This window comes from Paludisphaera mucosa, from assembly GCF_029589435.1.
GTDB classification, from domain to species: domain Bacteria; phylum Planctomycetota; class Planctomycetia; order Isosphaerales; family Isosphaeraceae; genus Paludisphaera; species Paludisphaera mucosa.
The window spans coordinates 4,912,583-4,926,859 of sequence record NZ_JARRAG010000002.1 but is presented as its reverse complement, the minus strand read 5'-3'; the positions used below and the strand labels follow the sequence as shown (position 1 = coordinate 4,926,859).

The window sequence follows — 14,277 nt, the reverse complement described above, 5'->3', positions numbered from 1 at the left end:
GGAGCGGATGCGAGGTCCCGAAGACGAGGCGGGGGGTTCGGCGTGACTGCGACCATCGGCGGATCGATCCGGGCGGCGCTCCTCGCGATCCTCGCGGCCTGGCCCTGCAACGCCTGGGCCGAGGCCCCGCGGCGGCCCGAGGCGATGCTGCTCGTCGACGGCGGGGCGCGGCTGCTGGCGGCGAACCGGGGGACCGGCACGATCTCGGTGGTGGACGTCAAGGGGCGTCGCGTCGAGGGCGAATTCGCCGTCGGCCGCGGCCTCGCCGACCTCCGCGCGACGGCCGACCCGAACGCCTGGCTGGCCGTCGACCCGGAGGCGGGCGAGGTCGTGCTGGTGGAGCGTCGCGAAGGCGAGATCCGCCGCGCCGGCTCCGTCGCGGTCGCGGCCGACCCGGTCCGCGCGGCGGTCTTCGGCGATGGCCGCCGCGCCCTGGTCCTCTCGCGGTGGTCGCGGGCGGCGACGTTCGTGGCGTGGGACGGCCCCGAGGGCCTGCGCGTCGTCGCGACGCTCGACCTGCCGTTCAGCCCGCGCGAGGCGGCCGTGCTGCCGGGCGGCGGGCCGGTCTCGGCGGTCGTCGCCGACGCGTTCGGCGGCCGGCTCGCGCTCGTCGATCTGGATGCGAAAGCATGTCGACGCGTCTGGACGTTGCCCGACCACAACCTCCGCGGGCTGACGATCGCCCCCGACGGCCGCAGCCTGGCGATCCTGGCGCAGAACGCCTCGTCGACCGCCCGCACCTCGCGCCAGGACGTCGAGTGGGGACTCGTCGTGCGGAGCTGGATCCGGCTCGTCCGGATCGAGGACCTGAAATCGCCCGCGACGACCGACGAGGCGTTGTTGAAGAACGCGAAGACGGTCGGACTGAGCTTCGTCGGCCGGGGCTCGGCCGATCCCTCGGCGCTGGCGTTCGGCCCGCGGGGCGAGGCCGTCGTCGCGATGGCGGGGGCCGACGAGATCGTCTCGGCCCTGGCCCTGGGCGAGCCCTACGAGCGGTTCCACGTCGGCCGGGGGCCGTCGGCGATCGCGATCGACGCGGACGCGACGACGGCCTGGACGGCCGACGCGTTCGACGACGCGATCACGGTCGTCGACCTGGGCGCGGGGAAGGTCGCCGCGACGATCGCCCTCTCCGCCGACGCCGGGATCGACGGCCGCCGCAGGCCGGCCTCGCTCGTCGAGGAGGGCGCGGCCCTGTTTCGCGACGCGAGCCTCTCCGAGGACGGCTGGATGAGCTGCCAGACCTGCCACACCGACGGCCACGCCGCGGGCGTGACGGCCGACACCCAGGGCGACGGCTCCTACGGCGCGGCCAAGCGGACGCCCTCGCTGCTGGGGGCCGCCGAGACCGGCCCCTGGGGCTGGCTCGGGAACGTCCGCCGGCTCGAAGACCAGCTGCACAGGTCCCTGACGACCACCATGCGCGGGCCCGAGCCGACGCCCCGGCAGGTCGAGGCCCTCGTCGCCTACCTCCGCACCCTCGGTCCCCCCGCCCCCGACGAGCCGGCCGACGCCGCCGCCGTCGCGCGGGGCCGCGCGACCTTCGAGAGCCGGCGCTGCGACGCCTGCCACGCGCCCCCGCTCTACACGACCCCCATGAGCTATGACGTCGGCCTGGCCGACGCCGTCGGCAACCACGACTTCAACCCGCCCTCGCTGCGCGGCGTCGGCCGCCTCCCCGCCCTGCTCCACGACGGCTCCGTCCGCTCCCTCCCCGACCTCTTCCGTCGCGTCCGGCACCCCGACGACGCGGACCTCGACGACGACGAGATCGCCGACCTGACGGCGTTCCTGAAGTCGTTGTGACCCCGCCGCCGTGACCGGAAGCCGAATCGAGGGCTTGGCTCGTTCAGGCGTGGTGCAGCCACGCCCGGGCGGCCGAGATCCGCTCGGCCCGGCGCAGGCGGAGGGCGGCGAGCTGGGCGAGCCTCGCGGTGCGGAAGCGCAGGGCGGGCGAGTCGCCCGGGGTCGACGCGCGCCCGGCGTCGCTCGTGCGGAGCCTCGTCCCGAACCGCGTCGCGAGACCGAGGCCGACGTTTTGTGCAGGGGCCGGCGAGTCGGCCGCGGGGGCGGGGGCCGTCGGCTCCACGACGACCGGCGCGGCCGGCGGCGTCTCGACGATCGGCGCGGGGACGGCCGGCGGCGAGGCGGGCGGCGCGGGCTCGACGGCCACGGGCTCGGCGGGGGGCGGCTCGACCGTCGTCGACTCCGGCGGCGGGGCCACGACGACGGGCCGGGGATCCGCCGTGGTCTCGACGGCGAAAGCGGCCCCGGGGGGGGTCGCCGTCGTCGCCACCGCGTCGTTCGGGCTGGTGACGATCGTCAGCGACGCCAGGCCGAGGACGGGGTCGCCGGCCGCGTAGTCGACGAGGGTCGCGTGGTCGTCCTGCGTCCCGTTCGTGTCGACCGTGACGTTCGTCTTGTTCGCGACGGTCGTCGCGGCGAACGCCGGCGGCGTGGACCGCGAGGCGATCGTCAGCGTCCCGGGCGACGCCCCGGCCGAGATCGCCACGCCCGGGTCGGGCCCGCCCCGGTAGGCGAGGACGTAGTCGACCGCGGGGATCAGGTCGACGACGCCGCCCCCCGCGACGCCGCGGTAGGCGACCCGCTGAACGACCGTCGGCAGTTGGGTCCACGTCGGGGTGTATTCATAGGTCATCTCGCCGGCGTCCGGGCCCGCGGTCGCGTGGACCTCGCGGTCGTAGATGAGGGTCGAGGACGGGGCGCCGACGAGCGTGAGCCGGCTCGACGAGCCGGACCCCTCGTACGACCCGCCGTCATAGACCAGGGAGTTGGTCGCCAACCCGCCGCGTTCGCCGCCGACCGTCAGCGAATTGTCCAGGCCGCGGGGCGCCCGGTAGTCGATCCCCGCCCCGATCCAGAAAAAGAGGACGGCGCCCTCGCCGCCGAAACCTTCCAGGGCCAGGCTGTCGGCCCATAGGCCGTTCGTCGCGACGCGGAAGGTCGCATCCCGCGGGACGTCGCCCGCCGAGTCGTCCACGACGAGGTCCATGGTCCCGCCGCCGAGCTCGCGGAAGAGGATCGGGTGGCGGATCCCGGCCGTCGAGCCGTGGTCCGACAGGGTCACGGTCGAATGCCCGCCGCCGCTGGCGATGAGCATTCGCGACGGGGTGCGCCCGACCAGGATCTCGTCGGTCCCCTTGCTGCCGATGAGGCCGACTCCCCCGGTGTCCGACGAGGTCTCCGGGTCGACCGTGAAGACGCTGCGGCTGCCGGCCTGGCCGTGGGAGTGGACGTCGACCGTGCTCATCCCGGGGACGTAAGGGACGTAATAGTTCGACGTCCCCCCGGCCTCGGTGCTCGCCCCCTCGACGGTCAGCATGAAGACCCTGGAAAACGTCAGGCCGCCGAATCCGCCCGTCGCGGCGATCGAATCGCTCGCCACGACGTAGTCCGCGGCGCGGGTCGACCCGCTGTCGACGAGGCCGATGCGGCCGATGTCCGTGTCGGACGTGTAAGTGATGGGCGCGGTCAGCGCGGTGAGGCCCTCGGGGCTCGCCCCGTCCCCGAGCTGCACGTCCGTCATCGCCAGGAGGGCGTGGATCGACGTCGGGACGTTCGTGGACGCCAGCAGGACCCGGCCCGTGGAGTCGCGGGCGTCGATCGCCAGGCGGCTGATCCCCTTCACCGAGACCGTGAACGTCCCGTCGTCGACCTCCAGCCCCGCCGCGTTCTCGACCAGCTCGATGACCTGGTCGGACGCGAACGTGTAGACGTCGCCCGCGACCGAGATCCGGACCCGATCGTGGGCCCCATCTTCCTCCGTGCGATACGTGAGCCCGCCGTCGGCGTCGATGGCGATCGATGCGTTCAGGACCTCCCGGGCTTCCAGCCGTTCCAGCGTGAGGACGCGTCGCCGCCGGCGCGCGGACGCCCGGCCCCCCCCTCGCCCTTCGGTCACGGTCCGCAAACGCACCAGCGTCGTCATGATGCATGTCCTCGGCGTGTCGCGCGATCGAGGTGATCCGACAGGGAAGATCGGCCTGGGCTCGGTCGCTTCGTCGGGCGCACGACAACCATCATGATATCATCGTTGGGCCTTGCGGCAACGGTCGTGGACCCGGCCTTTCGCGGCCGACGGCGGCGGCGCGGCCCGGGGGGGGTAGAATGAAGGAGCCCGCGCTGGGGGCGCCGTCGTCCGGCGCCGTCGCGGTGGGTGCGGGGGGCGTCGATGGCCGCGTCGAACCTGCAGATTCTGCGATGCCCGGCGGGGGACCGCGGGCCGGCGCTCGAGGTGTTGTATCAGGGCCTGGAGCGGCGGGTCCGCTCGGCGCTGGTCGCCCAGGCGCTGGAGGACGACCGGACGGGGCGGGTGGACCTCTCGGGGCTCTGGATCGCCCGCAAGGCCGGCTGGGGGTCGTCGCCGCGGCTCGTGGGGGCCCTGCTGACCCAGGTCTTGCCGGGGCGGGCGGCGGCGGTCTGGGCGCCGCAGACGACGGCGGTCTGGAACCGGCCCGAGGTCGCCGCCGCCCTGGTCCGGGGCGCGCTCGACGCCCTGCGCGGGGACGGCGTCGCGATCGCCCAGGCCGTCCTCGACGAATCGGCCGACCCTCGAGGCGGGCCGGACCTGGCGCGGGGGGGCATGCCCCGGGTGACGGAGCTGGTCTACCTGCGGCGCGAGACGGCCACGCCCCTGGCGGCCCCCCGCCGGCCGGCGGCGGCCCGGCTCGCCTGGCGGGGGCTGGACGAGGTCGGCGAGCCCGCGCTGCGGGACGCGCTGGAGGCCACCTACGCCGGCAGCCTCGACATGCCCGAGATCGAGGGCGCGCGGTCGATCGACGAGGTGCTGGAGGGCCACCGCGGGGCGGCCGGCCACCACCCCGACCGCTGGCGGCTGGGGTTCGCGCCCGACGACCCCGAGGCCGTCGCCGTGCTGCTGCTGGCGGCCTCGCCCGACCGCGACGCCTGGGAGGTCGTGTACCTCGGCCTGAGGCCCCGGGCGCGGGGGCGCGGCTTCGGCGCCCAGGCGGTCGCGCACGCCCTGGAGGCGGCCCGGCCGCACGCCGAGGCGATCGAGCTGGCGGTCGACGCGCGGAACGATCCGGCCGTCCGGCTCTACCGCGCGACCGGCTTCGTCCCCTTCGACCGCCGCGCCGTACATCTCGCGGTGCTCTCGCGAGGCGGGCTCAGGGCCGACGGTCCGGGGCCGGGGCCGCCCCTTCCTTGAGGTAGAGGACGACCTCGGCGATCCGCGCGGCGTGGTCGGCGATCCGTTCGAGGTTCCGCGCCGTGCTGACGAACCGGAGCCAGGCGTCGGCGCGGGCCGGGTCGGCGACGATGTCGCGCTTCAGGCTGGCGACCACCGAGCGATAGGCGTGGTCGACGCCCCGGTCGGCGGCGATGACCTGCTGGGCGAGGACGACGTCGGCGCGGGTCAGGGCGTCGAGGCCGCGGCGGACCTGGCCGAGGGCCGCGGTCGCCAGGTTCTCCAGGGGCTGGGGGACCGGGAAGGCGCGGGGATCGGCGGCGAGCTTGCCCACCCGCTTGGCGATGTGGCGGGCGAGGTCGGCGAGGCGTTCCAGGTCGCCGTTGATCTTGAGCACGGCCGCCACCCGCCGCAGGTCGGAGGCCACCGGCTGGTGCAGCGCCAGGACGCGCACGCACTCGCGCTCCAGGGTCACCTCCCAGAGGTCGACGTCCGGCTTGTGGCTGCGGATCTCGGCGGCCAGGCCGACCGAGCCGTCGCAGAGCGCCCGGATGCTCCGCTCCAGGTCCTCCTCGACGACCGCCGCCAGCCGCAGCACGTCGGCCCACAGCCCTTCGAGGTCGCGCAGGAAGTGCCGCCCGACCGACGTCCGGGGCTCGTCCCAGGTCCACGGCGAGGGTGCGGCGGCCACCTTCGGATCGTCGTACATCCTCACCGTCCCCCCGCTGAAAGCCGCGCTGCGCATCGCCTCAATGGAAAGGGTACGGGATGACGCCACCGTCGACAACGGACGTTCCTGAAGCTTTATCAGGAATTCACAATCGAGATGATGAGCCCATGTTCCCACGGCCAAATGTGGGCCCTTTCCGGCCGCGGTTTCGAACGCGAAAGGCCCCCGAGAGCCTGGGGACTCTCGGGGGCCTGCGTTCCGTCTCCAGCCCGGGTCGACTCCCGGGGTCGGCTCAGTACCTCATGCCCTTGAGCGGCGGTCCGGTGCCGTGGAGCGGGAGGTAGTACATGTCGGTCGGGATCTTGTCGCCGGGCCGCCAGTAGCCCAGGTCGTACTGGGCCTCCCACGGGGGATCGACGATCAGGGCGTAGGGCAGCGTGAGGATCTGGAAGGCGAACATGCCGGCCGACGCGAACGGCTGGGCGATCTGGTTCCGCTGCGTGCTCTGCTTGTGGTTGTCGACCGGGTAGGCGAGGAACCGGCCGTGGGGGCCGAGGTAGTTCTCGACGCTGTGGCCGTAGCGTTCCAGCATGGGGTCCTGGAAGTACAGCGGCAGGTGGCAGGTCGCCGCGGCGGACCAGTACTTGCGCTGGGGGCTCCAGGTCCGGGCGCCGAGCGGGACCCAGTCCTCGGGGACGGGCACGGCGCTGATGGGCCGGGCCTCGGCCGGGCTGGGGGCGCGGCTGATGTCGATCTGGGTCTGGGTCCGGGTGTCGGACGACAGGTCGCGGGCGGCGTCGGGGTCGCGGTCGGGCCCGGCCGGCGACGCGGCCTGGCGGGCGATCCGGGCCTCGTCCTCCTGCTTGCGGGCGACCTCCTCGACCCGGCGTTCCAGCTCGGGGGAGAGGGTCGAGCGGGGGGCGCCGCGGCTGGGGACGAACCCCGAGCCCGACGACGAGGCCGCCGGGGCCGGCGCGAAGTCGGGGACGGGGGTCGGCGCGGCGGCCGGCTCGGGGGCGGCGGCCGGCTCGGACGCCGGGGCGGGCAGGCTCTCCTCGACCGCGGCGGCCGGGGTGGGCTCCTGGGTCGGGACGGGCTCGGCGGCCGGCGGCGGGGTCGGCGCGGCGGCCGGCGGGGCCTGGGCCTCGACGTCGGCGGGCCGCGTCGGCGCGGCGGCCGGCTCAGGCATGGCTTCGGGGACGGACGCGGCGCTGGGGGCGTCGCCGGGGAGCGGCGGCAGGTCGTCGGCGGCCTCGGCCGGCGGCGGCGCGATCGCCGCGGCGTCGTCGCGGTCGCGAAGGTCGGCCGGCAGCGCCGGGAGGTCCAGCGCCGGGTCGTCGAGCCGGCCCGCCGGGAGTTCAGGCTCGGCCGCGGGGGCGACCGGCTCGGCGGCCGGGGCGGCGGGCTGGGCCGCGGGCGTCGGCATGGCCGGCGCTTCGGTCTTCAGCGCCGGGGCCTCGGGCTCGGGCGTCGGGACCGGCACGGCGGCGGGAGCCGGCGCCGGCGCCGACGCGGGCTCGGGCTCCAGGGCGGGCAGGACCGTGGCGCTTCCGCGAGGCGCGGGGGCCATCGGGACGGCCTCGGGCGGCTTCTGGGCCGGCACGTCCTCGGGCCGTTCCAGTTGGATGGGCGCCGGGGCCGCGGCGGGCTCCTCGATCGGGGCCGGGGCGGACGCAGGGGCCGGAGCGGGCTCGTCGGCCGGGGCCGGGGCCGCGGCGGGTTCGGGCGTCGGTTCCGGGGCGGCGGGCCGGGCGTTGCGGGAGCGGGTGACGGCCGGGTCGACGCTCGGCGCGGCGTCGAGGGTCGGGAACGGCGAGGCGAGGTCGGCCTGGGCCTGGAGGGCGGCGGCCCGATCCTCGGGCGCGGGGGCCGGCGACTCGGAAACGGCCGGGGCGCTCGTCGTCGCGATCGGCTGAGGGCCGGGCGCGGCGGGCTCGATGCGGGTCACGGCCGGGGCCGCCGACGGCATCGCCGGCGGCGCGTCGTCCGCCTCCTCCGGCTTCGCCGCGGAGGCCAGGCGTGGGGCCTCGGGCCCCAGGGGGATCTCGGGCAGCGGCGCCGGGGCCGACGCGACGCGGGACCGCGTCCGTCCGCTCGGCGCCGGGACCTCGGCGCCGGCGAGCTGGATCGGCTCGGCCCGGTCGTCCCCCTCGCGGGAGGCGGCGGGGCGGCCCTTGGACCTGGACTTCGACTTCGAAGCCGACGCCATCACGGGCTCGGCGGCCTCGGCCGGGGCGAAGCCGCCGGAGCGGAGCGAGCGCCGGCTGAGCGCGTACGGCCGCTCCGAGCCGATCGCCTCGCGGGTGCCGCGCTGGGCCCGCTCGATGGCCTGCTTGAGCTTGACGCGCTCGGGCTCGTTGAGCTCGGCCTGGCGCTTCTCCGCCTCGCGGAGGTACTTCAGCGCCCGGTCGAACTCCTGGTAATCGATGTAGTCCAGGCCGTTGCGCAGGAGGTGCCGGGCGCCTCGCGCGGCGGCCATGCCGAAGCCGGAATCGGCGTCCGCGGCCGCGCCGGGGCCGGCCCCGGACGCGTTGCCCGCCGGCGGCGGGGACTGCTGAGCCGAGACCGCCGAGGCCGAGAGCACGGCCCCGAAGATCGTCGTGGTCAATGCCGAGGTTGTGCGACGCAAGCCACGCCTCCTTGCTTTCCTGGAACGCGCGGCGCACCCGAGACGGGGGGTCGCCCCCCGGCCCCGACGCGCCGGCTCGTCAACGGACCCCGGCCGACGGCGCGTCTGCCGCGCGCCGGCCCGGATCGGACACCGTCGATGCTGCTTCCCACGATTCCCTTCGGGGGAACCGGCGCCGCGGGCCGGATCGATTCCGGTCCCCGACGCCTCGCGATTCACTCGAGACCGGACCTGGACTGCGACGAACCTTGAGATCTCAAACGGACGACGTGGGCGGACGCCTTCCCGACGCCCGCGGCGGCTTTTCCGGAGGCTCGCGGCCTCAGGCCGAGACCCGGCCCCCTTCGGATTCGCCGCTGTAGCTCGAATAGTTGGGGGCTTCCTGGGTGATGGCGATGTCGTGCGGGTGGCCCTCCTGCACCGAGGCCGCGGTCACCTGGATGAACCGGCTCTTGGTGCGGAGGTCGTCGATCGTCTTCGTCCCGCAGTATCCCATCCCGGCCCGCAGGCCCCCCACCAGCTGGAACACGTAATCGGAGAGCGGCCCCTTGTACGGCACCCGGCCCTCGACCCCCTCGGGGACGAGCTTCTGGGGGGGGGCGGCCTTGGCCCCGTCGGCCGGCTTGGCCGCCTCCTGGCGGTAGCGCTCGTGCGAGCCCTTGGCCATGGCGCCCAGCGAGCCCATGCCGCGGTAGGTCTTGAAGCTCCGGCCGCGGTAGATGATGGTGTCGCCGGGGCTCTCGGCCAGGCCGGCGAACAGGCCGCCGATCATGACGCAGTGGGCGCCCGCGGCGATCGCCTTGGTGATGTCGCCCGAGTAGCGGATCCCGCCGTCGGCGATGATCGGCGTCGAGCCGCCCAGGGCCTTGGCCGCCGCGGCGATCGCCGTGAGCTGGGGGACCCCCACGCCCGAGACCACCCGCGTCGTGCAGATCGAGCCCGGGCCGATCCCCACCTTGACGGCGTCGGTCCCGGCGTCGGCCAGGGCCTTCGCCCCCTCGGCGGTGGCGACGTTCCCCGCCACGACCTGGATCTCGAACTCGCGCTTGATCCTCCGCACCGTCTCCACCACGTTCTTGCTGTGCCCGTGGGCCGAGTCCACGATCAGGACGTCGACGTCGGCCTCCAGGAGCGAGGCGATCCGCTCGTAGTCGTGGACCCCGACCGCCGCCCCGGCCCTCAGCCGCCCGCGGGCGTCCTTGCAGGCGTTGGGGTAGCGGTGCAGCTTGTCGATGTCCTTGATCGTGATGAGGCCCTTCAGTCGATACTCATCGTCAACCAGCAGCAGTTTCTCGACCTTATTCTTCGTTAAAATCCGATCGGCCTCCACCAGGCTGGTGTCGGCCGGGGCGGTGACGAGGTTCTCCTTGGTCATGACCTCTTCGATGCGGAGGTCGTTCGACTCCAGGAACCGCAGGTCGCGACGCGTCAAAATCCCCTTGAGCCGGCCGTTGACCGTGATCGGCACGCCCGAGATGTTGTGCCCGCCCATGATCTGGCGGGCCTCGCCGACCGTGGCGTCGGGCGGCAGCGTGATCGGGTCGACGATGATGCCGTTCTCCGACCGCTTCACCTTGTCGACCTCGCGCGTCTGCTGCTCGATCGACATGTTCTTGTGGATGACCCCCAGGCCCCCCTCCTGCGCCAGCGCGATCGCCAGCTCGGCCTCGGTCACCGTGTCCATGGGCGACGACAGGACCGGGATGTTGAGGGCGATCCGCGTCGTCAGGTTGGTGCGGACGTCGACCTCGCGGGGGAGGTATTCGGAGTATCCCGGCTCGAGCAGGACGTCGTCGAAGGTGATGCCTTGATAGGCGATGCGGTCGTGCATCGGGAAAAGCTCCGCTTCAAGCCCGACCCGCAGGCCGAACACGCCGCACGACGCGGCGCGCTCTTGAACGATCGACGAATGCGAACGGACGAGACGTGGATTCTGGTCGGGCCCGGGTCGTCGATCGAGGTCGGGAGGTTCTGGTGCCTTTCCTTCGACATTAAACCCGACCCGGCCCGGATCGACAAGGCCAACCGATCCGGTCGGCCCCCGCCGGCCGCCGTGGCCGGCCATCGGCGGCACCCCTTCGTTTCCATCCATAACCCTCATTTCGCCCAAACCTCTTGGACCTGGGAATCGCCAGGGTCGACGGGCGGCCAGGCGTCCCATCAAGGCGTCGGAGACGCCCCCGAACCATTCGGGCGAGATGATTTGATTTTATTTTTCTCCGTGACGCCTGTACCCTGTGATGAATCATGGTCTCATGAATTTCCGCGGAGTCGCCCGCCCGCATTTTCGGACGCGAGGCGTGTCGGGACGGTGCTCGCGAGGCCCCCGTCCCCGTGGCCGGTCCGATCGCGGAGAAGGTCGGCTTTTCCCATGAACGCACCCGCTCGACGGTGATCGATATGGAAGCGTGGACCTCGGCCCAGGGCGAGACTCAAGGACAGGGGACGCCCCGCGAGCGGCGGTCGTCCCGGGACGGGGAGCCGACGGTCGACGGCGGCCCCGCCGAGGCGCCGCTCGAAGGGACCCTCGGCCGCCCCCCCGAGGACGATCCGGCGGCGACCCTCGGCGACGACGCGACCCTGGATTCGTCCTGGTCGGCTCCGCCGTCGGGACCGACCCTGGACGCGCCCCAGGGCGGGGGGATCGGGACCTGGGTCGGCGGCGGGGGCGGAGAGGGCGACTTCACGCCCGTCGACCCGCCGGGGTATCGGATCGAGCGCGAGCTGGGGCGCGGGGGGATGGGGGTCGTCTACCTCGCACGCCAGACGCACGCCAACCGCATGGTCGCGCTCAAGATGGTCCTCGGCGGCCGGGGCCGGCCCGAGGACGTCCTGCGGTTCCGCAACGAGGGCGAGAGCCTGGCGCGGCTGCACCACCCCAACATCGTCCAGATCTACGAGGTCGGCGTCGTCGACGGCCGCCCGTTCTTCTCGATGGAGTACGTCGAGGGGGGCACCCTGGCCGAGTCGATCGCCGCGGCCCCGCGCAGCCCCGAGGACGCCGCCGACCTGGCCGAGACGCTGGCCCGGGCGGTCCACGCGGCTCACCAGTGCGGCGTGGTCCACCGCGACCTCAAGCCGGCCAACGTCCTGATCGCCGGCCCGGCGAGCGGAAGCTCCCGGCCGGCCGGGCCCAAGATCACCGACTTCGGCCTGGCCAAGCAGGTCGGGACCGACAGCGGCCTGACCCAGACCGGGCAGGTGCTGGGCACCCCCAGCTACATGGCCCCCGAGCAGGCCAAGGGGGGCGCCAGCGTCGGCGTCCCGGCCGACGTCCACGCGCTGGGGGCGATCCTCTACGAACTCCTGGCGGGCCGGCCCCCGTTCCGGGGCGCCACGGCGTGGGAGACGGTGCTCCAGGTGGTCCACGGCGAGGCCCCGCCGCCGTCGCGATGGCGGCGGGGCGTCCCCCGCGACCTGGAGGTGATCTGCCTGAAGTGCCTGGCCAAGGACCCCGCCGGCCGCTACGCCAGCGCCGACGCCCTGGCCGAGGACCTGCGGCGGTACCGGGCGGGCGAGTCGATCCTGGCCCGGCCCTCGAGCCCGGCGCGGCGGGCCTGGCTCTGGTGCCGCCGCCGGCCGGCGGTCGCGGCGCTGCTGCTGGCCCTGGCCGCGACGGCCGTCCTGGGCGGCGTCGGCGTCGTCGTCCAGTGGCGGCGGGCCGAGCGGCACCTGCTCGACGCCGACGCCCGGCTCGGGCTGGCGATGGAGGCGATCGAGCGCTACTACGTCGGGGCCGGCGGCGACGTGCTGCTCAAGCGGCCCGAGCTGGCCGAGCTGCGCAAGTCGCTCCTGCGGGCCCCGCTCGACTTCTACCGGCGGCTCGCCGACGACCTGCAGTCGGGCCGGGGCGACGACCCCGGGGCCCGCGCCGCGCTCGGCCGCTCGCTGCTGGCCCTGGCCGACGTCACCACCCAGGTCGGCACGACCGACGAGGCCGTCGCGGCCTACCGCCGCGCCTTCGACGTCGGCGACCGCCTGGCCGCCGAGCATCCCGACGACCCCGAGGGCCTGCGCATCGTCGTCGCCGGCCGGATCAAGCTCGCCCCGGTGCTCATCGAGGCCGGCCGGACCGCCGACGCCCGCGCGTCGCTCGCGGCGGCCCTCGACGCGGCGAACCGCCTGGCGCGCGACTTCCCCGCCGAGCCCCGCGACGTCGACGACCGCGCCAGCGTCTTGCACTTCCTCGGCGACATGGACTGCGACGCCGGCGACTTCGAGAAGTCCGAGGCCGACTACCGGCTCGCCATCGACGTGCGCGAGAAGGTCCTCGCCGACCACCCCGACAGCCCCGAGATCCTCGACAACCTGGCCGGCACCCGCAACAACCTGGGGTACATGTACGCCGCGTACGGCCGCCGCGACCGCGCCCTGGAGGCGTACCGGGCCTCGCTGGCCGACCGCCGCAGGCTCTGCTCGCAGCACCCCGAGGACGTCGGCTACCGCCGCAGGCTCACCTCCTCGCTCCACAACGTGGGCGGCTCGCTCTTCGACACCGGGCGGACCCGAGACGCCCTCCCCCGCTTCGAAGAGGCGTTGGCCATCCAGGAACGGCTCACCCGCGACCACGGCGCGGTCCCGCTCTACCAGCACGACCTGGCCGCGACGCTCATGAGCCTCGCCCGCTGCCGGGCCGCCCTGGGCGAGGACGCCCCGGCCGAGGCGGCGACCGCCCGGGCGATCGCGATCCTCGACCGGATCGTCGCCGAGCATCCCGAGGTCCTCTTCTATCGGGCCAGCCGCTACGACGCGGCCTCGCAGGCGGCGACGCAGGCGTACCAGGCCCGCCGCATGGGCCAGGCCCTGGCGCGCCAGGAGGAGGTCGTCGCCCTGGGGAGGGACCTGCTGGCCCGCGACGACGCCCCCTTGCGGCGGGTCCGCGTCGCGGCCGACGAGGGGCTCCTCGGCCGGATCCTCGCCGAGGCCGGCGCGACCGACCGCGCCCGCGTCTTGCTGAGGGCGGCCGTCGCGACGCTCGACCGGCTCGCCGCGGCCCAGCCCGACAACCTGGCCGCCGCCCTCGAACGCGCCAACGTGCGGCTGGCCCTCGGCGACGTCGAGGCCGAGGCCGGCCGCTGCGACGCCGCCGAGCCCCTGATCCGCGCCGCCGCCGCCGAGTTCGAGCGGCTCTCCGCCGCCCAGCCCGACGACCGCCAGGTCCCCCGAGGCGTCGCCGACGCCCGCCGACGGCTGGGCGACCTGCTCGTGCGACGGTCGTGGGCCGACCCCGAAGGCGACCGGGCGCGGGCCGGCCTCGCCGAGCTGGACCGGGCCCTGGCGACGGCCGGGCGCACGCTGGAGGCCCGCCGCGACGCGACGTCCGAGGAGGACGTGGCCGACGTCCTGGCCTCGCACGCCCGCGCCCTGGCGGCGCAGGAGCCCGCCGACCTCGCCGCCGCCCTGGCCGACTGGGATCGCGCGATCGGCCTCGCCCCCGCGCGTTCGCGCGAGGCCCTGGCGCTCGGCCGCGCCGAGGCCCTCGCCCGCGGCGGACGCGTCGCCGAGGCCCTCCAAATCGCCGACGCCGCGCGGCCGACGACCCCCGAGGACCTCGCCGCCCTGGCCCGCGTGTACGCCCGGTCCGACGCCGGCCGGGCCGACCGCGCGATCGCGGCGCTTCGCGAAGCCGCCGCCCGGCCCGAGTCCGCCGACGGCGTCCGCCTGGCGGCCGCCCTCGACGACCCCGCCTTCGCCCCCCTCCGCCATCGCCCCGATTTCCGCGCCCTCCGCGCCGAACTCGCGGCCCGCACCCTCCCGGACGACCTGTTCGCCGCGCCCTGAACCTGGGCGGATCCATCATCCTGGAATCGG

7 protein-coding genes are annotated in these 14,277 nt (G+C 75.0%); 3 read left to right on the top strand and 4 right to left on the bottom strand.

From position 1 onward, the window contains the following. The first annotated feature begins 42 nt into the window (after window positions 1-42). Window positions 43-1,806 (top strand): cytochrome c peroxidase, encoded by a 1,764-nt coding sequence (locus PZE19_RS33290; protein ID WP_277864092.1) that lies wholly within the window; start codon window positions 43-45, stop codon window positions 1,804-1,806. Window positions 1,807-1,849: 43 nt separating this feature from the next. Here the strand turns inward: PZE19_RS33290 and PZE19_RS28990 are convergent, their stop codons facing one another. After that, on the bottom strand, window positions 1,850-3,949 hold the full coding sequence (locus PZE19_RS28990; RefSeq protein WP_277864091.1) for a hypothetical protein: 2,100 nt from the start codon (window positions 3,947-3,949) through the stop codon (window positions 1,850-1,852). Between the two features lie 243 nt (window positions 3,950-4,192). On the opposite strand from PZE19_RS28990, the gene PZE19_RS28985 reads away from it, so the two are divergent. Next, window positions 4,193-5,188: a GNAT family N-acetyltransferase gene (locus tag PZE19_RS28985; RefSeq protein WP_277864090.1), complete on the top strand. Its 996-nt coding sequence runs from the start codon at window positions 4,193-4,195 to the stop codon at window positions 5,186-5,188. Here PZE19_RS28985 and phoU read toward each other — a convergent pair. The 3 genes from phoU to guaB form a co-directional block, all read right to left on the bottom strand. Then, on the bottom strand, window positions 5,148-5,876 hold the full coding sequence (gene phoU / locus PZE19_RS28980) for a phosphate signaling complex protein PhoU (protein ID WP_277864089.1): 729 nt from the start codon (window positions 5,874-5,876) through the stop codon (window positions 5,148-5,150). The two genes, PZE19_RS28985 and phoU, sit on opposite strands and share 41 nt — an antisense overlap. Window positions 5,877-6,129: 253 nt before the next feature. Then, window positions 6,130-8,466, bottom strand: a complete 2,337-nt coding sequence (locus PZE19_RS28975) for a hypothetical protein (RefSeq protein ID WP_277864088.1) — start codon at window positions 8,464-8,466, stop codon at window positions 6,130-6,132. A 322-nt stretch (window positions 8,467-8,788) separates the two neighbouring features. Next, window positions 8,789-10,297, bottom strand: a complete 1,509-nt coding sequence (gene guaB, locus PZE19_RS28970) for an IMP dehydrogenase (RefSeq protein WP_277864087.1) — start codon at window positions 10,295-10,297, stop codon at window positions 8,789-8,791. Window positions 10,298-10,800: 503 nt separating this feature from the next. On the opposite strand from guaB, the gene PZE19_RS28965 reads away from it, so the two are divergent. Next, window positions 10,801-14,247: a serine/threonine-protein kinase gene (locus PZE19_RS28965; RefSeq protein WP_277864086.1), complete on the top strand. Its 3,447-nt coding sequence runs from the start codon at window positions 10,801-10,803 to the stop codon at window positions 14,245-14,247. Window positions 14,248-14,277 lie beyond the last annotated feature (30 nt).